Annotated in this window: 20 protein-coding genes; 6 read left to right on the top strand and 14 right to left on the bottom strand. The window is 56.4% G+C overall.

What is annotated here, in order from left to right:
* Window positions 1-22 precede the first annotated feature (22 nt).
* The 5 genes from AC22LX_RS03730 to AC22LX_RS03710 are packed head-to-tail and all read right to left on the bottom strand — an operon-like array spanning window position 23 to window position 4,954.
* Window positions 23-1,414: a GntP family permease gene (locus tag AC22LX_RS03730; protein ID WP_045397687.1), complete on the bottom strand. Its 1,392-nt coding sequence runs from the start codon at window positions 1,412-1,414 to the stop codon at window positions 23-25.
* Between the two features lie 47 nt (window positions 1,415-1,461).
* The gene (locus tag AC22LX_RS03725) at window positions 1,462-2,385 is read right to left on the bottom strand and encodes a 3-hydroxyacyl-CoA dehydrogenase family protein (protein ID WP_487333755.1); all 924 of its coding nucleotides are present in this window, start codon (window positions 2,383-2,385) and stop codon (window positions 1,462-1,464) included.
* An 11-nt stretch (window positions 2,386-2,396) separates the two neighbouring features.
* Window positions 2,397-3,578, bottom strand: a complete 1,182-nt coding sequence (locus AC22LX_RS03720) for an acetyl-CoA C-acetyltransferase (protein ID WP_487333754.1) — start codon at window positions 3,576-3,578, stop codon at window positions 2,397-2,399.
* Window positions 3,579-3,587: 9 nt separating this feature from the next.
* Entirely contained in the window at window positions 3,588-4,244 is a 657-nt protein-coding gene (locus AC22LX_RS03715) for a CoA transferase subunit B (RefSeq protein WP_487333753.1), read from the bottom strand.
* A 2-nt stretch (window positions 4,245-4,246) separates the two neighbouring features.
* Window positions 4,247-4,954: a CoA transferase subunit A gene (locus AC22LX_RS03710; protein WP_047046533.1), complete on the bottom strand. Its 708-nt coding sequence runs from the start codon at window positions 4,952-4,954 to the stop codon at window positions 4,247-4,249.
* A gap of 140 nt (window positions 4,955-5,094) precedes the next feature.
* Here AC22LX_RS03710 and AC22LX_RS03705 point away from each other — a divergent pair, with 140 nt between their 5' ends.
* Window positions 5,095-5,985 (top strand): LysR family transcriptional regulator, encoded by an 891-nt coding sequence (locus AC22LX_RS03705; RefSeq protein WP_020079025.1) that lies wholly within the window; start codon window positions 5,095-5,097, stop codon window positions 5,983-5,985.
* 45 nt (window positions 5,986-6,030) lie between these two features.
* On the opposite strand, the gene AC22LX_RS03700 is transcribed toward AC22LX_RS03705, so the two are convergent.
* Complete coding sequence (locus AC22LX_RS03700) at window positions 6,031-6,171, bottom strand: hypothetical protein (RefSeq protein WP_015705194.1); 141 nt, start codon at window positions 6,169-6,171, stop codon at window positions 6,031-6,033.
* Window positions 6,172-6,485: 314 nt separating this feature from the next.
* Between AC22LX_RS03700 and AC22LX_RS03695 the strand changes: the two genes are divergently transcribed.
* Window positions 6,486-7,400, top strand: coding sequence for a DUF535 family protein (locus tag AC22LX_RS03695; protein WP_045397678.1), 915 nt, complete (start codon window positions 6,486-6,488; stop codon window positions 7,398-7,400).
* Between the two features lie 319 nt (window positions 7,401-7,719).
* Window positions 7,720-10,119: a membrane-bound PQQ-dependent dehydrogenase, glucose/quinate/shikimate family gene (locus AC22LX_RS03690; protein ID WP_045397677.1), complete on the top strand. Its 2,400-nt coding sequence runs from the start codon at window positions 7,720-7,722 to the stop codon at window positions 10,117-10,119.
* A gap of 68 nt (window positions 10,120-10,187) precedes the next feature.
* Here the strand turns inward: AC22LX_RS03690 and AC22LX_RS03685 are convergent, their stop codons facing one another.
* Window positions 10,188-10,646 carry a winged helix-turn-helix transcriptional regulator gene (locus AC22LX_RS03685; protein ID WP_047050607.1) on the bottom strand — a complete coding sequence of 153 codons (459 nt, stop codon included), beginning with the start codon at window positions 10,644-10,646 and terminating at the stop codon, window positions 10,188-10,190.
* A gap of 60 nt (window positions 10,647-10,706) precedes the next feature.
* On the opposite strand from AC22LX_RS03685, the gene AC22LX_RS03680 reads away from it, so the two are divergent.
* Complete coding sequence (locus AC22LX_RS03680) at window positions 10,707-10,937, top strand: tautomerase family protein (protein ID WP_047050609.1); 231 nt, start codon at window positions 10,707-10,709, stop codon at window positions 10,935-10,937.
* Between the two features lie 17 nt (window positions 10,938-10,954).
* Here AC22LX_RS03680 and AC22LX_RS03675 read toward each other — a convergent pair whose 3' ends face one another.
* The 7 genes from AC22LX_RS03675 to AC22LX_RS03645 all read right to left on the bottom strand — a co-directional run bounded on the left by AC22LX_RS03675 (window position 10,955) and on the right by AC22LX_RS03645 (window position 17,822).
* Window positions 10,955-11,947 (bottom strand): ABC transporter ATP-binding protein, encoded by a 993-nt coding sequence (locus AC22LX_RS03675; RefSeq protein WP_047050611.1) that lies wholly within the window; start codon window positions 11,945-11,947, stop codon window positions 10,955-10,957.
* Entirely contained in the window at window positions 11,944-12,924 is a 981-nt protein-coding gene (locus AC22LX_RS03670; protein WP_047050612.1) for an ABC transporter ATP-binding protein, read from the bottom strand. The genes AC22LX_RS03675 and AC22LX_RS03670 overlap by 4 nt, the downstream gene beginning before the upstream one ends.
* The gene (gene opp4C / locus AC22LX_RS03665) at window positions 12,921-13,868 is read right to left on the bottom strand and encodes an oligopeptide ABC transporter permease (RefSeq protein WP_045397668.1); all 948 of its coding nucleotides are present in this window, start codon (window positions 13,866-13,868) and stop codon (window positions 12,921-12,923) included. Before opp4C ends, AC22LX_RS03670 begins: the two co-directional genes overlap by 4 nt.
* A gap of 2 nt (window positions 13,869-13,870) precedes the next feature.
* Window positions 13,871-14,827, bottom strand: a complete 957-nt coding sequence (locus tag AC22LX_RS03660) for an ABC transporter permease (protein WP_015705201.1) — start codon at window positions 14,825-14,827, stop codon at window positions 13,871-13,873.
* A gap of 44 nt (window positions 14,828-14,871) precedes the next feature.
* Window positions 14,872-16,575 carry an ABC transporter substrate-binding protein gene (locus AC22LX_RS03655; RefSeq protein ID WP_487333752.1) on the bottom strand — a complete coding sequence of 568 codons (1,704 nt, stop codon included), beginning with the start codon at window positions 16,573-16,575 and terminating at the stop codon, window positions 14,872-14,874.
* A gap of 183 nt (window positions 16,576-16,758) precedes the next feature.
* Window positions 16,759-17,409 carry a CatA-like O-acetyltransferase, family 1 gene (locus tag AC22LX_RS03650; protein WP_045397692.1) on the bottom strand — a complete coding sequence of 217 codons (651 nt, stop codon included), beginning with the start codon at window positions 17,407-17,409 and terminating at the stop codon, window positions 16,759-16,761.
* A 29-nt stretch (window positions 17,410-17,438) separates the two neighbouring features.
* Window positions 17,439-17,822 (bottom strand): VOC family protein, encoded by a 384-nt coding sequence (locus AC22LX_RS03645; RefSeq protein ID WP_045397664.1) that lies wholly within the window; start codon window positions 17,820-17,822, stop codon window positions 17,439-17,441.
* A 92-nt stretch (window positions 17,823-17,914) separates the two neighbouring features.
* Between AC22LX_RS03645 and AC22LX_RS03640 the strand changes: the two genes are divergently transcribed.
* Window positions 17,915-18,685 (top strand): DeoR/GlpR family DNA-binding transcription regulator, encoded by a 771-nt coding sequence (locus AC22LX_RS03640; protein WP_045397662.1) that lies wholly within the window; start codon window positions 17,915-17,917, stop codon window positions 18,683-18,685.
* A 289-nt stretch (window positions 18,686-18,974) separates the two neighbouring features.
* Entirely contained in the window at window positions 18,975-22,190 is a 3,216-nt protein-coding gene (locus AC22LX_RS03635; RefSeq protein WP_045397658.1) for a molybdopterin cofactor-binding domain-containing protein, read from the top strand.
* Window positions 22,191-22,193 lie beyond the last annotated feature (3 nt).

The raw sequence follows: 22,193 nt of genomic DNA, 5'->3' as shown, positions 1-22,193 counted from the left end.
TCGTTACTCCTTACATCAGGCATCAGACAATGCCGGTTAAATAGAACACGGCAATGACAAACAGAACCGCGAGGCTTTTGATAAGCGTAATGGCGAAAATGCCGCCGTAAGCCTGGCGATGACTTAAGCCGGTGATTGCCAGCAGCGTGATGACGGCGCCGTTATGCGGCAGGGTATCCATGCCGCCGCTGGCCATCGACGCGACGCGGTGCAGTACCTCAAGCGGGATATTGGCGGCGTGCGCGGCGGCCACGAAGGTATCTGACATCGCCGCCAGCGCGATGCTCATTCCGCCGGAGGCGGAACCGGTGATCCCGGCCAGTACGGTGACGCTTATCGCCTCGTTTAACAGGGGATTGGGAATAGCGGTCAGTGCTTTCGACAACACCAGGAAACCCGGCAGGGCGGCAATCACCGCGCCGAAACCATATTCCGAAGCGGTATTCATCGCCGCGAGGATCGCGCCGCCGACCGCCGTACGACTGCCTTCCGCCAGACGGCCGCGGATATTGCGAAATCCGAACAACAGCACCACGACGATGCCGGACAGCAGTGCGGCCTCGACGGCCCAGATAGCGGTGATTTTGCCGACCTCGGTGACGATGGGTTTGGCAAGCCCAGGCAGAGTCAGCTCGTGGCTGGCGCCATACCACTGCGGGATCCAGCGGGTAAACAGCAGGTTCAGCACGCCGACCAGCAGCAGCGGGGCAATGGCGATCAGCGGATGTGGCAGATTGATGTTATCCGGCGTCTGCGGCTCGTTTTGCAGATCGGTACCGTAACCCTCGCCATTCGCGAGCGCTTTACGCCGCTGTCGTTCCAGCCACAGTAAACCGAAGGTGATGATAAACAGTGAACCTATCAACCCAAGCCAGGGGGCGGCCCAGGCGTTGGTGCCAAAAAAGCTGGTGGGGATAATGTTCTGGATCTGCGGGGTGCCCGGCAGGGCATCCATAGTGAAGGAGAACGCGCCCAGCGCGACGGTTGCCGGGATCAGCCGCTTCGGGATACCGCTCTGGCGAAACAGTTCGGCGGCAAAGGGATAGACCGCAAACGCCACCACGAACAGCGAAACGCCGCCGTAGGTCAGCAGGGCGCAGACCAGCACGATCACCGGGATCGCATGTCGCCGCCCGAGAATTTGAATCGCGGCGGCGACGATGGAGCGCGAGAAGCCCGATAGTTCAATCAGCTTGCCAAAGACGGCGCCGAGCAGGAATACCGGAAAATAGAGCTTCACGAAACCGACCATTTTTTCCATAAACAGGCCGGTAAAGGTGGGGCCTACCGCGCTCGGGTCGGTGAGCAGAACCGCGCCAAGCGCGGCGATAGGGGCAAACAGGATAACGCTGTATCCACGATACGCAGCCAGCATCAGTAATGCCAGCGCGGCCAGGGCGATCAACACACTCATTACGACTCCTCACTATCATTGTTATTGTCGGGGTACAAAACGAGAAGTTACGGTTTCAGGGCGTAGCGCAGCTGATGTTCACGGCGCGACTGTATTCGTTTCTGCCGGGCCTCATCCCAGCGATAAAAACCTTGCCCGCTACGGGCGCCGGTAGCGCCTTGCGCGACCTTGTCGGCGACCAGCGACATCATGTCGCTGCCCGTGGCCAGTTCCGGCAGCAGGTGCTGGCAGATATCCTGGACCGTCGCCAGACCGGTCATATCGGCGGCTTCCAGCGGGCCGACCATCGCGTAACGGCGGCCGAGCGAGGCGCGCATCACTTTGTCGACCACTTCCGGCGAAGCGATGCCGCTCTTGACGATATGCAGCGCTTCGCGCAGCAGGGCGAACTGTAGTCGGTTGCCGACGAACCCCGGCGCGGCGCGGTTGAGCACTACCGCTTCCAGCGAGCAGGAGGATAAAAAGTCGCTGACCTGGTTGGCGAGATGCGGCAGGGTAGCGCTACCCGGCACCACTTCCACCAGCGGGATAAAATGCGGCGGATGCCAGAAGTGGGCGATTAACAAGCGCTCCGGATGCCGCATCCCCTGCGCCAGCCGATCCGGCGGTAGTCCGCTGGTGTTGCTGGCGATGATGGCTTCGTCGGTGATCAGCGTTTCCAGTTCCCGGTATAAGGCGTGCTTGAGCGCCAGACGCTCCGGAATCGCTTCGATCAGCAAGCTGGCGTCAGCAAGATCGCCTAATGCCGTGGTGCCGGACAGGCGCGAGAGCACCGACGCACGCTGAGCGGCGTCAAACTGCTCGCACTCTTCAAGCTCGCGCAAAATGGCGGCGGCGACGCTCTCGATCTCGCTAATGCGCGTCGGGTCGGTGTCGTAGAGGCGTACGGCGTGGCCGTGGCGGGCAAAATGACAGGCGATGCCGACGCCCATTAGTCCGGCGCCCAGTACCGCCAGTTGTGGTGTAAACATAGTGGCTCCTGTTAACGTTCAATGGTCATCGCGATACCCTGACCGCCGCCAACGCAAAGCGTCGCCAGGCCTTTGCCGACATCGCGGCGCTGCATTTCGTGCAGCAGACTAACCAGAATGCGACATCCTGAGGCGCCAATCGGGTGGCCGAGCGCGATAGCGCCGCCATTGACGTTGACCTTCTGGTTGTCCCACCCCAGCAATTTACCTACTGCCAGCGCCTGTACGGCAAAGGCCTCGTTGGCTTCGATGAGATCCACCTCATCCAGCGTCCAGCCGGCGCGCTGCAGCGCCTTCCGGCAAGCGCTTACCGGGCCGATACCCATCACGGACGGATCGACGCCGGCCACCGCAGAGCTGACTATTCGCGCCAGCACCGGCAAGCCAAGCTGCCGCGCTTTATCGACGCTCATCAATAAGACTGCCGCCGCGCCATCGTTGAGCGAAGAGGCATTGCCCGCGGTGACGCTACCATCTTCCGTGCGGAAGGCCGGGCGCAACTGCGCGAGCTGTTGTTCGCTGGTTTCCGGGCGCGGCTGTTCGTCTGCGTCCACCCTGCGCGGCGCTTTTTTACCCTGAGGGACGCTAAGCGGCACTATCTCAGCCTGAAAGCGCCCGGCGGCTATCGCGGCGGCGGCTTTGCGCTGCGAAAGGGCGGCGAAGGCATCCTGCTGGGGGCGGGAGATGTCAAAGGCGTCGGCAAGGTTCTCGGCGGTGATGCCCATGTGATAGTCGTTAAACGCATCCCATAATCCGTCCTGAATCATGCTGTCCTGCATGCTGGCATGGCCGAAGCGCAGGCCATCGCGCGCGCCCTGAACCAGATACGGAGCATTGCTCATGCTCTCCTGGCCGCCGGCGATCGCGATCTCCGCCTCGCCGCTGCGAATGGCCTGTACTGCCTGTTGCACGGCTTTCAGCCCGGAACCGCAAACCAGATTGACGGTAACGGCCGGGGTTTCAACCGGTAGCCCGGCGCGCAGCGCGGTTTGTCGCGCCGGATTCTGTCCGCAGCCGGCGGTTAATACCTGGCCAAAAATCAGTTCGTCAACGGCGCTGGCCGGTAGCTGTGTGCGTTCAAGCAGACCACGCGCTACGGCGGCGCCAAGCTCGACGGCGGAAAGGGAAGATAAGGCGCCGCGAAAACTGCCGATTGGCGTACGTAGCGCGCAGACGATAGCGACTTCTTTCATATTGCCTCCTCAGTTGAAGCGCATTTCGCGGACGTCATCGGCAATGACCAACCGTCCAGCCGTTTTACGGACAATTTCGTCAATGCTGACGCCGGGAGCGTATTCGCGCAGAACAAAGGAGCCGTCGCTAATTTCCAGCAGTGCGAGATCGGTCAGTACCCGGCGAATACAGCCCGCGCCGGTGAGCGGCAGGGTGCACTGCGCCAGCAGTTTGGATTCGCCGTTTTTCGAAGCGTGCGTCATCACCACGATGATGTTTTGCGCGCCGGCCACCAGATCCATGGCGCCGCCCATGCCTTTCACCATTTTCCCGGGGATCATCCACGAGGCGATATTGCCCGCGACATCGACCTCAAAAGCGCCCAGAACCGTGAGATCGACGTGGCCGCCGCGGATCATGGCGAAGGACTGGGCGGAGTCAAAGATAGCCGCCCCGGTTTGTGCGGTAACGGTCTGCTTGCCGGCGTTAATCATGTCGGCATCGAGAGTCGACTCATCGGGAAATTCGCCCATCCCCAACAGGCCGTTTTCCGACTGCAGCATCACTTCAATACCGGCGGGAATATAGTTAGCGACCAGCGTGGGAATGCCGATACCAAGATTGACATAATCGCCGTCGCGCAGTTCCTGGGCGACGCGCATCGCCATTTGTTCGCGAGTTAACATGTTCAGTTCCCTCCGGCGCGCAGCGTGCGCTGTTCAATACGTTTTTCGAATTGCCCGACGATCAGCCGGTCGACATAAATACCGGGCGTGTGGATGGCGGAAGGAGGGAGTTCGCCCGGCGCGACGATTTCTTCGACTTCCACTACCGTGATCCGCCCGGCGGTGGCCATCAACGGGTTAAAATTCTGCGCGGTATGGCGGTAGACTACGTTACCGTACCAGTCGGCTTTCCAGCCCTTCACAAGGGCGAAATCGCCGCGAATGGCCTCTTCGAGAATGTAATTTTTACCGTCGAACTGACGCACTTCTTTGCCTTGCGCCACCGGCGTGCCGTAACCGGTCGCGGTATAGAATCCAGGGATCCCGGCGCCGCCGGCGCGAATTTTCTCGGCAAGCGTCCCTTGCGGCGTCAGCTCCACGGCGAGTTCGCCGCTTAGTACCAGCTGTTCGAAGAGGGCGTTTTCGCCCACGTAGGAAGCCACGACTTTGCGCACCTGGCGCGTTTCCAGCAGCATGCCGAGACCAAAGCCATCGACGCCGCAGTTATTAGAAACTACCGTCAGGCCCTGTACCTGGCGGCGTTTGACCTCGGCAATTAAGTTTTCCGGAATGCCGCACAGGCCGAAGCCGCCGGCCAGTAACGTCATGCCATCGGTTAATCCGTCCAGCGCCGCTTCATAGCTGGCGACGCGCTTATCCAGTCCTGCCATCATTTTTCTCCTGCCTTGCGATGGCTCTATCATTAAGGGCGCCGACTGATTTGATAATTTTGAATTTGTGACCCACTCATTTGGATTTTTTATTAATTTATCGTTAACTAAATTCTTTCAATTAGTTAACAGGTGGAAAAATGAGAATGAGTGTCAAACAGTTACGCGCGTTTCTAGCGGTAGCTCACACTCTCAATTTCGCCCACGCCAGCGAGCGCCTGAACCTGTCGCAGCCGGCGCTGAGTTTGACCATCAAGGGGCTGGAAGAGGCGCTTGGCGGCGCGTTGCTGCAGCGCAGCACCCGCAAAGTGACCTTAACCCAGGAGGGAGAGACCTTTCTGCCGATGGCCCGCCAGCTGCTGGCGGACTGGGACAATGCCGAAGAGGCGATGCGGCAAAGTTTCACCCTGCAGCGGGGAAAGATCTCCGTCGCCGCGATGCCGTCGTTTGCCGCTAACGTGCTACCGGAAGTGCTTAAAGCCTTTCGCGACCGCTATGCGGGAGTCAACGTGACGGTGCATGACGTGATTAATGAGCAGGTCATTGAGATGGTGCGCGAAGGCCGGGTGGAGATGGGGATCGCGTTTGAGCCATCGCCCGGCAACAATTTGTTGTTTACGCCGCTGGCGGTGGATCGCTTTGTGGCGATCGTACCGAAAACGTCGCCTTTAGCGAGTAAAAAGCAGTTAAGCTGGCGTGAACTGCTGACGCTGGATTTCATTACCCTGCAGCGACCGTCGGCGGTGCGTTTGATGCTGGAAGAAGAGCTGGCGCGCAGCGGCAGCCAGTTGGACGTGGCGCTGGAAAGTCATCAGTTGGTCACCGTCGGGCGGATGGTCGCCAGCGGTCTGGGCGGCAGCGCGGTGCCCGCGTTATGCCAGTCGCAGATGCAGTCGCTGGGAGCGGTTTGTCTGCCATTAAGCGATCCGCCGATTGAAAAGTGTATTGGCGTTATTCACGCCGGACATATGCAGTTGTCGAAAGCGGCGCAGGCGCTGCTGGAAACGCTGAAGGGTTTTTTGCCCGCTTAGGTCGTTTACAGATAAAAAAACCGGCCTGGTTAGCCGGTTTAATCATCAGATTTTGCAGGCATCGCCGCAATCATCATCGGCAACAATCGCCTGCGCTTTTTTGTCCGCTTCGTCCAGGCGTTCAGCGTTACGTTCTTCCGCTTCTTCCAGGCCGCTAAACACCAGGTTGTCGAGATCAATTTCCATGAGTTACCCACTTTGCTACTTTTTTGACTGTCGGCAGAGTATAGGTCAAAACGATGGAAGGTTGCACCCCGCGCCCGAAGCTATCGCACAGAGCGTTAATCGTCAGCTTGTTTTTGGTAGCGGAGTGGAGGGGTATTAGTCAATAACCGCTATTATTCATAGTTGACATTATTCATTTATTATATGGAAGCATAAAATGATAATTTTCGGATTGTTTCTTAAATGAAATGACAACGAACCAGTAAATAACGATTGACCCGTTTCAGATATGGTAATATGGCCGCGATTATGGATGAGTCTATGGACCTTGATCAATGGTATCGATAACAGCATCTGCCATCAAAGAATGGCGGAGAAATAATAAAGTCATTTGTCACGTAAAACTTAAATATAAAAAGGTATTGCGAAAATGTCGCGAAATACCTTTAACAGGAGGTAAGTACAAGGAATATCAACGGCTTTGCCAGACATACACATGTGCAAAATTGACCAGTGCGACACCGGGGCTGGTACATTTTGAAGATAAGCCTTTTAAGGCATATTTAAATAAGCGAATGTCGAAAAGAGCTAAACTGAATATTGCCCATGGCGCTTTGAATTTTATTGAAAAAAGCTTTCAGGCGGAAATATTACCGCAGTTGTATAATGTATCGTCGTTCGGTTGCTCGATGATTACCATCCCGTTGAAGAATGGAACCAGCCTGGAAGTGAAACTTCTGGCCTCGCCGTTCCAGGAAGAGGGGGAACTGATGCTGCAGATGTTCTTTGAAAATAAACGCGTATATAGCGTCTGTTTTTCCTGCACGGATCAAGGAAGCGCGTGGATTGGCGGTATTCAGGGCGGTAAAGACATTAGCAACGATGAAGTGAAGGCGTTGACCAAAGAGCTCTACGGCACGCGGCCAAAAAACCTGATTATCACCTTGCTGTACGGGTTATTGCGCCACTTTAATATCCGTGAGATCTACGCCATCGACAGCGACTACCATGTGAAGAGCGACAAGGTGAAAGCCAGTTACTCAGAGTTGTGGTTAGAAATTGGCGGCGAGAAGCAGCGGCGCGGTTGGTACAAATTACCTCCACAAGAGATTAAAAAAAGTCTTGAAGAGGTGAAAAGTAAACATCGCAGCCAGTTCATTAAACGTGAGAGTTTAAAAGAGCAGGCGCAGTTGGATCTGATCGCAGCATTACGGCAGATTAGCGTAGGTAACAACACCAACCAACCATAATACTGGATTGCCGATTCGCCGGGGGCGGCGGGTCGGCAAGCCATGATTGATGCCATCTCCTTCCTTGCGGCCCGTCTAATACCACTCTCCTTTACAACCTGCTCATCTATCAAATCCAGTTTATAAATTAAAAAATTTTAAACATTTTATGCGGTTAAATTTTACATAAAATTTACATGTCCATATACTTTCTTACGTTCTTCGCCCTGGTTTGGGGCGTCCAACCAACAGGTTAACTGCGCTGTACGGCATCGCTTATCGATCGGCGCTTTAAAATAAATGCTTTGGTTATATCGACATATGTCGAATGGGATGAAATATGGACGAACAAAAAGGTCATGGTCGAAGGATCTTCTTCACCATATACCGATTGCTTTTTGTGTTACTGAGTTTTGGCATTGGGATTTTCTTAACTATCTGGGGGGGCAAGCTGCTCTCGCTCGGCGGCAGCGCCTGGTATCTGTTAGCCGGTCTCGCTTATCTCATCATCGCCGTCGGTTACTTCACTCGTAGTCAATACGCGCTTCCTCTTGCTGTTCTTACCTTTCTGTTAACGCTGGCCTGGGCGCTGTATGAAGTGCAGCTCAGCTACTGGGGCTTGATCCCTCGTCTGGTGGTTCCTGCGCTGATGCTGATGCTGGCCCTATGGCTGGCGGCGGCGATGCCGGTGGCTCGCGTGCGTCTGGCGAACTGGAGCGCGACGGTTATCTTTATTGCGCTGCTGGCGACGCTGGTTTCGGCGTTCTACCCGCACGGCGGCATCCATAATGGCGTCGTGAAAGCGGCGAATGGCAACAGCGCGACGCAGGCGGCAAAAAGCGATAACTGGGAATTCTTCGGCCGCGATGCCTCCGGCACCCGTTTTGCGCCGTATACAGATATTACCCCGGAAAACGTTCATAAGCTGAAAGTTGCCTGGACCTACCACACAGGCCGCCGCCTGACCGGCCCGGCCATTGGCGTTGACGAAAATACGCCGCTGCAAATTGGCGATACGCTGTATTCCTGTACGCCGCTTAACGTGGTGACCGCCATTGATGCCGATACCGGCAAGGCGCGCTGGCGCTTTGACCCGCACGCGCAGACGGCGGAACATGTGACCTGCCGCGGCGTGGGTTACTATGATGTGCAGAGCGACGATACGCTCAGCGCGGAAGAAAAAGCGAGCCCGGTGCTGCAACAGTGTCCGCAGCGGATCATGGTATCGACCGTGGATGCGCGCCTGCTGGCGCTGAATGCAAAAACCGGCGAACTGTGCGATGACTTCGGCGACCACGGCAGCGTGGATCTGAAGCAGGGCATGGGCGACACCGAAAACAGCAAACGCTACCATCCGACTTCAACGCCGGTGATCATGGGGCATATTGCGGTGCTGGGCGGCTGGGTACGCGATATCGTACACGGCGAGCCATCCGGGGTCGTACGCGCTTTTGACGTACGCGATGGTAAAGTCGTCTGGGCCTGGGATGTCGGCAAGCCGGAAAATATCACCGACCCGGAAAAAGGCCGCGTTTATACGCTCGAAACGCCGAACGTGTGGACCATTCCCGGCTTTGATAAAGAGCTGAATCTGGTTTATCTGCCGACCGGTAACGGGCCGCCGGACTACTGGGGCGGAGATCGGAATGAAGCGAAAGAGAAATATGGCTCCGCGGTGGTGGCGGTGGATGCCAGTACCGGTAAAACAAAATGGGTTTTCCAGACCGTTCACCACGATATCTGGGATTACGACCTGCCATCGCAGCCGGTACTGTTCCACATGAAAAACGAGCAGGGCGAGGACGTCCCGGTTCTGATCCAGACCACCAAAACCGGACAGATTTACGTGCTCGACCGCCGCACCGGCAAACCGGTGACCCGCGTCGAAGAACTGCCGGTCGCTCATCAGGGAGCGGAGGGCGAGCATCTGTCTGCCACCCAGCCGTTCTCTACCGGCATGCCGCAGTTAGGCGTCGAGCCGCTGAGCGAAAAATCAATGTGGGGCGTGACGCCGTTCGACCAACTGATGTGCCGTATCGATTTTAAAGAGTCGACCTACCTTGGCATGTATACGCCGCCGTCAGAGAAACCGTATATCGAGTGGCCAAGCCTGCTCGGCGGCATGAACTGGGGCGGTATCACCATCGATGAACGTACCGGTACGCTGTTCGTCAACGATATGCGTATGCCGTTGCGGATGTCGCTGGTGCGTAAAGAGGAGATGGCGAAATACAAAGTCTCCACCGACGAAGTCCCAGGCTTTATGGGCACCGTTCGCCCGCAAGTTGCCGGGCCTTACGGCGGCGTGCGTATCGACATCCTGCAGTCCGCGCTGGGCGTGCCCTGTAATACCCCGCCGTTTGGTACCATGAGCGCTATTGACCTGAACAGCCGTCAGCTCTTGTGGCAGGTGCCGATGGGCTCGGTAGAAGATACCGGTCCGCTGGGGATGAAAACCCATCTGCATATCCCGCTGGGAATGCCGACCCTGGGCGGCCCAACCTCTACCGCCTCTGGGCTGGTATTCTTCGCCGGTACCCAGGATAACTACCTGCGGGCGCTGGATTCCGCCAGCGGTAAAGAGCTGTGGCGCGCTCGCTTGCCGGTTGGCGCGGTAGCGGCGCCGCTGGTCTACAAATCGCCGAAAACAGGCAAAGAGTATGTGCTGATTTCCGCCGGCGGCGCCAGCCACTCGCCGGACGTCGGTGACGATATCATCGCCTACGCGCTGGAGGAATAACCTCCTTACACGAAACAGGTCCCGGAAACGGGACCTGTTACTGGCTGACAGCCCGCGTGTTGCAGGGGTCAATCCTGGACTTTTACTATCTGAACATCGCTTTGCGCAATACGCTGCCCTGCGGCATTGACGTAGGCCAGAGACACCGGCGCACCGCTGGTTTTATCTACTAACTGGATATGCGGCGACGTATGCAAGAGTTGCTGATGTCCCCATTCCATCAGGGCAAAAAGGACCGGCGCCAGGCTGCGGCTCTTTTCGGTCAGCGTATATTCATAACGCTCACGCGCCCCCGCTTCGCGATAGGGAAGTTTACGTAGTAGCCCCATATCAACCATCAATTTTAAACGCTGAGTTAACGTCTGTTTGCTCATTCCGGTATGAACGCGAATCGTTTCGAAACGCGTCACGCCGTAAAACGCCTCTCTTAAAATCAATAAAATCCATTGATCGCCAACAATTTTAGCGCTTTCCGCCAGGCCGCAAAGTTCCGCGGGCAGGTAAGGGGATGAATTATATTTTGACATGATTTAGGTTATCTCCTAACCTGAGTTTGAAATATAGACTCAGTTAATCAGGAGAATACTGTGCCTTTTGTTAATGTGCAAACGATTAAAGGGATCATGACCACTGAGCAGAAGAATGAACTGCTGCGTCGCATGACTGACCTCATGGTGGAAATTGAAGGCCGGGGCGATCCGCAATTCCGTCAGTCCGTCTGGATCCGTATTGATGAACACGAGCCGGAACAGTGGAGCCTCGGAGGAATACAGCCGACAGCGGAGATGATAGCGGCAAAATTTGCCGCTAAACGATGATCTTATTGCCGTTATTGTTATGCGATAACCACGCGCGATTCAGCCTCAATTTCATGACAGGCGACCTGGTGCCCCGGCGCGATTTCGCGTAGACGCGGCGGTTCGCGACGGCAACGTTCGTTTGCCTGCGGGCAGCGAGATGAAAAGCGGCAGCCAGCAGGCGGTCGGGAAGGGTCGGGAATTTCCCCCTGAACGACCGCCAGCGGCTCGCTATCAGGATCCAGCGTGGGGACAGCGGCCAGCAGCGCCTGGGTATAGGGATGAAGAGGGCGGCTAAACAGCGCATCGCGGCTGGCCGTTTCCACCAGTTGACCGAGGTACATCACCGCCACGTCGTCGCACAGATGCTCCACTACCCCGAGGTCATGTGAGATGAATAGAAAAGTGACGCCACGTTCGTCGCGCAGGTCGGCAAACAGATTGATAATCTGCGCCTGAATCGACACATCGAGTGCGGAAATGGGTTCATCGGCGACGATAAAGTCCGGATTCAGAATTAGCGCGCGGGCGATGCCGATGCGCTGCCGCTGACCACCGGAAAATTCATGCGGAAAACGGTGGTAATGCTGAGGCGCCAGCCCGCATATCTTCATCACCGCAATGACTTTCTCATAGAGTTCAGCGCGCGTGCACAGTTTATGCTGCAGCATCGCCTCGCCAATCGCCTCGCCGATGCGGATGCGTGGATTCAGTGAACTATAGGGGTCCTGAAATACCAGCTGAATTTTTGGCCGTAAAGCCTGCATTGCTGCCGCTGACAGTTCGGATAACTCCTGACCGCGGAATTTAATGCTGCCGGCGGTTTTTTCATACAATCCAAGCAAGGTGCGGCCAACGGTGGTTTTACCGCTACCGGATTCTCCGACGAGGCCGAAAATCGTTCCCGGACGGATATTAAAACTGACGTCATCGACCGCGCGCAGTTCCCCGGTCTGCTGGCCGAACAGGCCGTCGCGCAGCGGAAAATACTTTTTCAAGCCATTAACTTCAATTACATAGGGCTGATTCATGCCACCGACTCCGTGAATTCACTATAAAAACAGGCCGCCTGGTGAGAGGGCCCCAAAAGTGGCGGTGTATCCTGGCGGCAGCGCGCGGTTGCCTGTTGGCAGCGATCGGCAAACGCGCAGCCCGCAGGCAGTTGCGCGAGATCCGGTACCTGGCCGGGAATGGAGTACAGCCGCCGGCGGCGTGCGCCCGGCACCGGGCGAGAGGCGATAAGACCGCGGGTATAGGGATGCTGCGGCTGGCGCAGTACCTCGGCGGTGGTTCCCTGTTCGACGACCCGCCCGGCATACATCACCACTACCCGTTCGGCCATCTGTGCGATCACTCCCAGATCGTGGGTGATCAGCAGCAGAGCCATCTGGTTTTCGCGCGCGCGGTCGCGCAGCAGTCGCAGGATCTGCGCCTGTACGGTGACATCCAGCGCGGTTGTCGGTTCATCCGCTATTAATAATTTTGGCCGGCAGCTCAGCGCCATGGCGATCATTACCCGCTGTAGCATGCCGCCGGAAAGCTGGTGTGGATAGTTCGTCATCAGGCTTTCGCTGCGCGCCAGTCCAACCTCGTTTAACAGTTGTATTGCGCGCTGCCAGGCGGCTTGCGGCGAGTCGCCGCGATGACGTATTAGCGGCTCGCAGAGCTGTTCGCCTATGGTCAGTACCGGGTTGAGCGCCGACATCGGCTCCTGGAAGATCATCGCCAACTGGTTGCCGCGCAGGTCGGCCATGTGACGGGCTTTCAGCTTGAGCAGATCGCGTCCTTCGAAATGGATCTCGCCGCCGTCAATGCGAGCGGCCTGGGGAGGCAGCAGGCCCATTAACGACATGGCGGTCACGCTTTTGCCGCAGCCGGACTCACCGACGATACCTACCGTTTGCCCGGCCTGAATCGAAAAAGAGACCTCCTGTACCGCGCGCACCCGGCTACCTTCAGCAGCGAAAGAGACAGAAAGTTGCTTAAAAGAAATTAATGGCGTGCTCATTTCAGCCTCTGTTTCATTTTCGGGTCCATTGCGTCGCGCAGGCCGTCGCCCAGCACATTAATAGCAATCACAGTAATAAAGATGGCAATCCCGGGAGGCATCCATAGCCACGGTCGCCGCTGAAAATCAATCAGGCTGTTAGCAGCATCCATCATGTTGCCCCACGATGGTGTCGGCGGTACCACGCCGAGGCCGAGATAGCTCAGCGCCGATTCGCTCAGAATGGCGTTAGCGACCGCCATTGTCGCCATCACCACCAGAATCGGGATGGTATTGGGCAGCAGGTGACCGAACAGCCGACGACGCGCCGAGAGTCCCAGTACCTGCGTCGCCAGCATAAAATCGCGTTCGCGTAGCGACAGGCACTGCCCGCGCACCAGCCGCGCCAGCTTCGGCCACTCCAGCAGGCTGAGCATAATTACGACCATCCAGATGCGGGAATCCGGCGAAAAGTCGAGCTCGGAGAGCATCGCGCCGGCGACGATTAATAATGGCAGGCCGGGTATCGTCATCACCAGATCGGCCAGACGCATAATCAGTTTATCGGTGAGCCCGCCGACATAGCCCGACAGCGCTCCCAGCAGGTAGCCCAGCGTTACCGACAGCAGCATAGTCAACAGGCCGATTATCAGTGAAATGCGCCCGGCCAGCAGTAAACGCGTATAGATATCGCGGCCAAGAAAATCGGTACCTAACCAGTGTTCGGCGCCAGGTGGTTTGTTGATCATCAGCGCATCGGTGGCGTCATCTTTCCACGGCGACCACATCGGCCCGAGCGCGCACCACAGGGCCATCACCGCAAGCAGGATTAAACACAGCATCGCCATTCGGTTGCGGCGCAGTTGGCGCCACGCCTGATGCCATGGAGAGGGAGTTATTTGCGCGAGCGCGGGGATTGTCGCCTGGCGCAGGCGGCGACGGTGGCCAAACAGGGAAGTTATCATCATTACCTCACTCGAATGCGCGGATCGGCCCACGCGTAGAGCACATCGGCCAGTAAATTACCGATGATCGTCAGCACCGCCAGAAACAGGGTAAACCCCATCAATACCGGATAATCGCGAGCGGCCAGCGAATCGATATGAATGTGTCCGGCCCCCGGCCAGTTAAATACTTTTTCGGTAATGATGGCGCCAGAGAACAATCCCGGCAGTTCAAAGCCAAGCAGGGTGATGACCGGCAGTAGCGCATTGCGCAGCGCGTGTTTCATGATAACCGTGCGTTCTCGCAGACCTTTAGCACGGGCGGTACGAATGAAATCCATCTTCACCACGTCGAGCATGCTGGCGCGAAAATAGCGCGTCAGGCTACCGGCCTGCAGCATCACCAGCGCCAGTACCGGTAGTACCAGATGGGCGGCGACCTGCAGCACATACTGCCAGCCGCTATCGTCGCTGCCGGTATTGGTCATCCCGCCTACCGGCAGCCAGTGAAGGTCGACGGCAAACCACTTAATTAGCAGCAGGCAGAGGAAAAAGGTGGGAAAGGACATGGCGGCGAACACCGCGATACTCACCAGATGATCAAACCAGGAATTAGGTCTGAGCGCGGAGACCACGCCAACCGTCAGGCCGATACCCCAGTAGAAAACCAGCGCCACGCTTGCCAGCAGGAAGGAGTTCCAGATGTACTGGTTCAGTAGCTGGCTGACTGGAATTTGGTATTGCAGCGAGAAGCCTAAATCCCCGCGCAGCAGTTGCCCCAGCCAGTGAAGGTAGCGGGTGAAAAGCGGCTGGTCGAGGCCGTATATCGCCTTCAGTTCGGCGGCGCGGGCGGCCGTCAAGGTGATATTGCCATCGATAAAGTCGCCGGGGGTTTTGGCAAAGAGCATAAAAATGATAAAGGAGGCCAGCAGCAGCATCGGCAGCGTTTGCAATAAGCGCCTCAGGATGAAATTTTTCATAACATTCTCACATCAGCCGCCGGGGAGGCCGGCGGCTGGGGGATTTACTTCACGATTTTCACGTCCGGCAAACTGCCGGTGAGGCCGTTATAGATATCCGGCTTAAAGCCGGTCACGCGGGCGCTGCTGGCGGAAAGAATCTCCCGGTATCCAAGCAAGATAACCGGCGGATCCTCGGCCAGCACCTGGTACAGCTGGTGATAGATAGGCTTGCGTTGTTCGACATCCAGCACCGCGTTACCCGCATTGATAAGCTTATCGACTTCAGCATTGTGGTAGCCCGACTCTTTGGCTTCGCTGCTGTAGAAGTCCCACACGCCGTCATGCGGATCGTTGAGAGTGCTGGTGCTAAACGACGCCAGATCGTAATTACCCGCTTTGCGCTGCGCCATCAGCGCGTTGAAATCAACCACCTGCGGTTTCAGCAGCACGCCGATCTGCCGCCAGTTCTCTTTGGCAATCGGAATCAGCGCGTCGTTAATGACTTTTTTGCTCGCCAGCAGGGTCAGCTCCAGCCGTTTACCGTCTTTCACGCGGATGCCATCGGCGCCAGGCAGCCAGCCCGCTTCATCGAGCAGTTTTTTCGCCTGCGCCGGATCGTAATGATAGGGGTTGACGCCCTGCGCGTTGAAAGCCCAGGAAATAGGCGCGATCGGTTCAATGGCTACCTTGCCGTATCCCTGATACACCACGTCGATTAACTTCTGGCGGTCAAGCCCGTAAATCAGCGCCTGACGCACTTTTTTATCCTGTAGCGCCGGGCGATGGATGTTGAACTCCACCTGGCTGTAGTCGCTGGAACCGTAGAGGTTGATATTGGCAAAACCGAGCATCTTAAGCTGCTCAATATCATCCGGACGCGAGGTGAAGGCGTCGTAGTCGGTTTCGCCGGTCTGGAATAACTGGAAATTGGTGGACGGATTGGTCACGCGATAGATAAAGCGTGGCGTTGGCGGCGTACCGCGGTAAAAATGCGTGTTGGCGTGGAAGCGAATCTCCTGACCGGGAATATATTTATCGTAGACATACGGGCCGTTACCCAGCGGTTTTCCGTGCAGAGAACGCAGATAATCCAGATTTCCGCGTTGATACCCTTTGCCGTACCAGGCTTTTGATAATACCGGACCGCAGATTTTCGCCAGCGTCGTCGCGCCCGGCTGAGTGGTGGTAACCTGCAGGGTCAGCGGATCGATAACTTTCAGGCCGCTCACGCTATCGGCTTTGCCGGCTTTATATTCTGCGCCGCCGGCGATATTGGCCAGAGTAATATCGGTGTCGCCGTCATATTTCGGGTCGAGCAGAACGGTCAGCGTAAAGGCGACATCCTCCGCGGTGAGTGGCGATCCGTCGCTGAAGGTCAGGTTAGGGCGTAATTTGATGGTATAGACTTTGTTATCCGCGCTCACCGTCCAGCTCTCAGCCAGCCCCGGCACCAGCTTCCCCTGACTGTCCCAGTCAATCAGGCGCGAGAAAATAACGTTGGTGACGTTCTCATCCCAGCCGTTGACGAAGAAGTAAGGGTTAAAGATCCCCTGCGGTTCGGAAATGCCGGCCACCACCGTGTCTTTACGCAGTTTGGCGCTTGCCGGGATCTGGCTGGCATCGGTTGCGGGAGTGATCCCTTCTTTAAGGATATCGTCGGCGTTGGCGACAGAAGAAAATGCCACCATGCTACCGAGTAGCGCCACTTTCAGCGCCAGCGCGAAGCGCGTTTGTCTGGTTTTTAATCCTTGCCGTAATCTGGACAAAAGTGCTACCTCATCAAATGATTGCGTTGTTATTTACAATTCATGACGAAGATAAGAGGCGCGCTGAATACTGTCTAACAACGAAACGCTATGGTTTATAGCCATTTCGCATTAGCAAAAAACCGGCAATATAATGCCGGTTTTCGGGGAAGTCATAGTGGATTGTTCTATATGCCGCGGCAGCTAATCGCGGGCCTCAACCGGCAGCCACAGAGCCTGCGGATTGGCGAAATAATATTCAACTTCGGCATAAAAACGGCTGGCGTGCAGGCCATCCACAAAAGCGTGATTAAATCGGCCGGCAACCGGAATGATGCCATTTTTCAGTTTCCCCCACGTCAGGGCGGGCACCGCCGCGCCAACGTAGTATTCCGCATGGGTCATGGCGCTGAAGTGCAGCCACGGCAGGCAACTGGCGCAAAAGAAATTTTCTTCTTCCACAATAAGCGGTGAGGGATTGGTGCTTCTTGCGGCCTCAATGCGCGGCGTTGCGGCGGCGCTAAACGCGGGGAAATCAGCGGCGTTATCGCACCATACCTGCCGAAAACCTTCGCTGGTCGTCATGATCGGCGTCATCACCGAGATGGCGTCATATTCGATGATATCGTCGTTGCGCAGGCGCTGTCTTAGCTGCGGTACGGCGTTGGCCGCGCGCAACAGGCCGAATAATGCCAGTTGAAAGAAGGAGACGCCGTGGTCCTTCGCGCAGGTATACAACTGTTGCGCTTCGACCGGTACGCACAGATTGAAGCTGGGATTGGCAAAGGTACGGTAGAACGTAAAATGATCCAGGCGAGGCCAGCTCGCTTTATCAATGACGCGATAATGTGCCACGATTGACTCCTTCATGTGGGTTTCCCTTACTATGCGACGATTTCCACCAGGTTACCATCCGGGTCTTTGATAACCGCCTCATAATAGCCATCACCGGTGGTGCGTGGGGCAGAGACTAAAATGCCCGCCATTTCAGCGCGTTTGGCTAACGCATTAACCTGTTCCGCGCCGCCGACGGCGATCGCCAGATGCGCCCACCCCGTATGGTTGTTATCGCGGGGCGAGTCCTGTAAGCCGGGTTTAGCCATTAACTCAATTGCCAGGTCAGAGCCAATTTTTACAAAGTAGGATTCAAAACCAGGATTGGTTTTACTGTGGTATTTTTCGTTGATTTCACCGGCAAAAAACTCCACCCAAAAGCGTGCTTGTTGCTCAAGATGGCGGGTCCAGAGGGCGATGTGGGCAACTTTCATGATTTACCTCGTAAGGGTTCGGGTTGACAGCATGCGCATGAGTGAATGATTATGCTCTTTGCTGCTCGTTATGTTTATTTAAAGGAGTTATTGTGCTCGATTATGCTGCTTTCCCTCAGCAACGACAAGCGCTGATTTGTCAGATCCTGCAGGAGGACGGTAGGGTCGTCTGCGCCGATTTGGCCCAGCGCTTACAGGTCTCTGAACATACTATTCGCCGCGATCTTCATGAGTTGAGCAAAGAAGGATATTGTAAGAAAGTCTACGGCGGCGCGGTGATGACCCTGCCGGAATCCATGGAGTACAGCGAACGTAAAGAGAAAAACAGGGCAACAAAGAGCAGGATCGCACAGAAGTGCGCACAGCTAGTGAAACCGGGCGGCTGTATTTTTATTGATACCGGCACCACTAATCTGGCAATGGCGGAAGCGCTACCGGGCGAACTGGCCTTAACCGTGGTTACCAATTCTCCGGAAATCGCGGCGGTTCTGCTTAAAAAACCGCTTTACGAGGTTGTGATGCTCGGAGGTCTGGTGCAACGCGCGGCTGGCGGTTGTGTCGGCGCATCGGCGGTGGCCCAGGTACAGGGGATCCTCTTCGACCAGGGGTTTATTGGCGGCTGCGCGATGGCTCCGGAGTCAGGTTTAACCGGCTTTGATCACGCCGATTGTGAATTTAAGAAAGCGGTTATCAAACAGTGCAGTGAGATTATCGTTGGCTTAACCTCAGATAAAATCCCCGCCGTCGCGCGTTTTGTGGTAGCTGAAAGCAGCGCCATTGATGTGCTGGTGGTGGAGGAAAACATTAGCCGTAAATACCGGGATGCTTTCCGTGAACACGAGATCCGTATCTATACCGTCTAGTACAGGGGCAAATTATTAATTTGAGAAAACCGGGCTATCACTTTGATAAAAATGGCGGCGAAATGTTTCTGGCCTGTGGGCCTCGGCCTTAGTAGCGCTATTTTCTCCGCACTTTAGCCGTATTTTGCGCGGCGACTCACAAAAACGAAGCTTACGCAGCACCTCATTGATTTCTGGCACAAATCTTGGATTTGTTATCGGTGAAGTGGCTTTTCCCATGGGTTATGGATAGCGCGACGTTTAGCGAACCCGGGATTGCCCGCAACGGATAATCATTGAGGGGACTGTTATGTGTGCTTCACCTTCAGCGCCGCTACGGCGCGTGGATGGACTGGCGAAAGTCAAAGGAACGGCCGTTTATGGCGACGATATTACCTTACCGGGTATGCTGTATGGCGTTTGCCGCTTTGCGGATATACCCGCCGGGAAAATCGAGGCGATAGATCTTAGCGAGGCGCTGAATGTTGCAGGCGTAGTAAAAATCGCCACCTGGCAGGATATCCCCGGTACACCGGTCGTGGGGATCATCGTCAAAGATTATCTGCCTATCGTCAAAGACGAGGTGGTCTTCCACGGCGATGTCGTCGCCGTGGTGGCGGCAACCAGTTATGAAGCCGCCTGCGAAGCGGCGGATAAAATTCATGTGCGCTATACGCCTTATGAGCCGCTAACGGACGTAGAAGCCGCGCTGGCGGCGGACGCCCGGCGAATTCACCCGGAGCGCAGCGATAATATCGCCGCCCATCACCACACCGTTAAAGGCGACATCGCCAAAGGCTTTGCCGAAGCCAGTCACGTGATTGAACGTGAATATGAAGTGGGCTTCCAGGAACACGCCTACATCGAACCGGAAGTCGTACTGACCTGGCTTGATCCTACCGATGGTAGCCTGATTATCTCCGGCTCCATTCAGAACCCGCACCGCGTACGCAGCTTCGTGGCTAAGTTTATGGGCTGTCCGCAAAGCCAGATTAACGTCAAACGCGCGGTGATGGGCGGCTCGTTCGGCGGGAAAGACGACATCATCGATCATCTGGCCTGCCGTTCCGCATTGATGACGCGGCTTACCGGTCGTCCGGTTAAATTTACCTACACCCGCGAGCAGTCCATTATCGAAAGCTGTAAGCGCCACCCTTATAAAATGAAGTATCGGGCCGGGGTGGACGACAACGGGCGTATTCTGGCGATCAAAATCGATATTCTTGCCGACAGCGGCGGCTATGCGGCGTCTTCCCCGTTCGTCACCTGGCGTTCTTCGGTGCAGGCGGCGGGGCCGTACAATATTGATAACGTCCATATCGACGTCAAAGCCGTCTATACCAACAACAGCTATACCTCGGCGATGCGTGGTTTCGGTTCACCACAGGTGGTTTACGCCAACGAATCCTTTATGGATGAAATTGCCGAAGTGCTCAATCTCTCGCCGGTGGCGGTGCGTGAAGTGAATGCGCTGCGTCAGGGAGATACCTCGGTCACCGGGCAGCGGTTTGATAAACACACCGTCTCGGCGACTGAAGTCCTGAGTAAGGCGGTGAATGCCTCGGAATTTGCGGCAAAACGCCAGCACTATCGTGAATTGAACCAAAAAGGTGGCGTTTATCGATATGGTATTGGCCTGGCGCTGAGCTATCGCGGCTGTTCCATTGGCGCGGAAGGGGTTGATACTTCGACGGCGCTTATCCAGGTCAATGAAGACGGTAGCGTCAATCTGGCGACATCGGTATCGGAAAACGGTCAGGGTCTGCAAACCGCGATGTCGCTAATCGCCGCGGAAGCCTTTGGTATTCCACTGTCGGAACTGCATTTTATGGAGCCGCCGACCTCGGTTATCGGCGACGGCGGATCGACGGCGGCGACCCGCGGGACTATGGTCGGCGGCGGGGCGATTCTTGACGCCGCGGACAAGATAAAACGCCGTATTCTCAGCGTCGTCGGCGACAGCATCGGTACCCGTGAGTTGGAAGAAACCCTGTGGCAGGATGGCTTTATCATCAACGCCCAGGATAGTGAACGGCGTATTGACTTCAAAACCGCGGTTAATAAGACCAAATGGGCCAGCGTCAGCCTGACCGAGTACGGCTGGTTCGTGCCGCCGCCCATTCATTGGGATGAAGAAAAAGGCTGCGGCAGCCCGTACTTTACCTGGGTCTACGGCTGCCAGGTGGCGGAGGTACGGGTGAATACCAGCACCGGTAAAACCGATTTGCTGCATGTTACCGCCGCCCATGACGTGGGCCGGGTACTCAACCCGGTGGGTTTTGAAGGCCAGGTTTACGGCGGGGTGGCGCAGGGTTTCGGCTATGCGCTACTGGAAGACTTCAACATTGAAAACGGCCGGGTCAAATCGGAAAACTTCGACAGCTACCTGCTGCCGACGATGAAAGATATTCCGCCGATGACGATTATCGGCGTAGAAAACCCGGATATCGCCGGGCCTCTGGGGGCGAAGGGGATCGGCGAGCCGGCCACGGAACTCGCGGCGGCGGCTATCAACAACGCGGTAAGTTTCGCCCTCGAGACGCGGTTTAATAAATTACCGCTGACCCTTGAACAGGTGATCCTCGGCTACAACCTGAAAAAGCCGGTTCGCCAAAGCGAAATGATGCTGGAGGCGGAAAACAAGAAGCAGGTGCTGCGTCTCACTGACGTGGAAGTGACTCGCGCGAAAAGCCTGCAGGAGGCGTTAACTCTGCTGGCGCAAGAGGGCGTGACGGCTATCGCCGGCGGTACCGATGTAATTGTGCAGGGGCGTCTGCAAACCCGCGCGATGCGGCTGGTTGATATTTCCCGTCTGCCGGAGTTGACGCAGGTGAGCGAAGATCCGGTCAGCCATGAGGTCATCATTGGCGGAGCGATGACCTTTAACCGTATTACCGATCATCCGCTGCTGCGCGAACGTTACCCGCTGCTGGTGCAGGCCTGTCATACCGTCGGTTCGCACCAGATCCGCAACCGCGCCACCATCGGCGGCAATATCGTCAACGCCGCGCCCTGCGGCGATTCCATTCCGCCTGCCATCCTCTATGACGCGCGCATCGAACTGCGCTCGCTAAATGGCGTACGCACCCTCGGTCTGGCCGAGTTCTTGCTGTCCGGCTACAAGACCCAGCGCCAGCCGGATGAACTGCTGACCAAAGTGATACTGCCGCCGCCGGCGCGCCCGCAGGCGAAAGGGTTTTATCACCAGTTAGGGCGGCGCAACGCCCTCAACATCACCCGTCAGAGCCTGAGCGCGCTGCTCGATTTTGCTGATGATGGCACGGTGAGCTACTGCCGTCTGGTGGACGGCGCGCTGTTCAGCAAGCCGCAGCGGTTGTTGGATATTGAACGCTGCCTGTTAGGGAAACCGTTAAATAGCGACACGATTAACAGTGCCTGCGAGGTGCTGGACAAGCTTATCTATGCGGCCATCGGTAAGCGCTGGTCGGCGGCATATAAGCAGCCGGTGTTCGTCAATATGTTCCGCGACATGATGGCCGAGGCGCAACGGGCCTCAGGGATTTAATGA

The sequence above is a fragment of the Klebsiella sp. PK01 genome (genome assembly GCF_057624675.1).
The sequence above is the reverse complement of the archived record's forward strand: the minus strand, read 5'-3'. Positions and strand labels throughout refer to the sequence as shown.

Bases quoted from the DNA above. Each gene is read 5' to 3' on its own strand.
- AC22LX_RS03685 (WP_047050607.1), bottom strand. From the start codon at position 10,646: ATGTCAAAATATAATTCATCCCCTTACCTGCCCGCGGAACTTTGCGGC.
- AC22LX_RS03660 (WP_015705201.1), bottom strand. From the start codon at position 14,827: ATGAAAAATTTCATCCTGAGGCGCTTATTGCAAACGCTGCCGATGCTG.
- AC22LX_RS03725 (WP_487333755.1), bottom strand. From the start codon at position 2,385: ATGTTTACACCACAACTGGCGGTACTGGGCGCCGGACTAATGGGCGTC.
- AC22LX_RS03720 (WP_487333754.1), bottom strand. From the start codon at position 3,578: ATGAAAGAAGTCGCTATCGTCTGCGCGCTACGTACGCCAATCGGCAGT.
- AC22LX_RS03670 (WP_047050612.1), bottom strand. From the start codon at position 12,924: ATGAGCACGCCATTAATTTCTTTTAAGCAACTTTCTGTCTCTTTCGCT.
- AC22LX_RS03715 (WP_487333753.1), bottom strand. From the start codon at position 4,244: ATGTTAACTCGCGAACAAATGGCGATGCGCGTCGCCCAGGAACTGCGC.
- AC22LX_RS03675 (WP_047050611.1), bottom strand. From the start codon at position 11,947: ATGAATCAGCCCTATGTAATTGAAGTTAATGGCTTGAAAAAGTATTTT.
- opp4C (WP_045397668.1), bottom strand. From the start codon at position 13,868: ATGATAACTTCCCTGTTTGGCCACCGTCGCCGCCTGCGCCAGGCGACA.
- AC22LX_RS03645 (WP_045397664.1), bottom strand. From the start codon at position 17,822: ATGAAAGTTGCCCACATCGCCCTCTGGACCCGCCATCTTGAGCAACAA.
- AC22LX_RS03730 (WP_045397687.1), bottom strand. From the start codon at position 1,414: ATGAGTGTGTTGATCGCCCTGGCCGCGCTGGCATTACTGATGCTGGCT.
- AC22LX_RS03705 (WP_020079025.1), top strand. From the start codon at position 5,095: ATGAGAATGAGTGTCAAACAGTTACGCGCGTTTCTAGCGGTAGCTCAC.
- AC22LX_RS03635 (WP_045397658.1), top strand. From the start codon at position 18,975: ATGTGTGCTTCACCTTCAGCGCCGCTACGGCGCGTGGATGGACTGGCG.
- AC22LX_RS03710 (WP_047046533.1), bottom strand. From the start codon at position 4,954: ATGGCAGGACTGGATAAGCGCGTCGCCAGCTATGAAGCGGCGCTGGAC.
- AC22LX_RS03695 (WP_045397678.1), top strand. From the start codon at position 6,486: ATGGTATCGATAACAGCATCTGCCATCAAAGAATGGCGGAGAAATAAT.
- AC22LX_RS03690 (WP_045397677.1), top strand. From the start codon at position 7,720: ATGGACGAACAAAAAGGTCATGGTCGAAGGATCTTCTTCACCATATAC.
- AC22LX_RS03700 (WP_015705194.1), bottom strand. From the start codon at position 6,171: ATGGAAATTGATCTCGACAACCTGGTGTTTAGCGGCCTGGAAGAAGCG.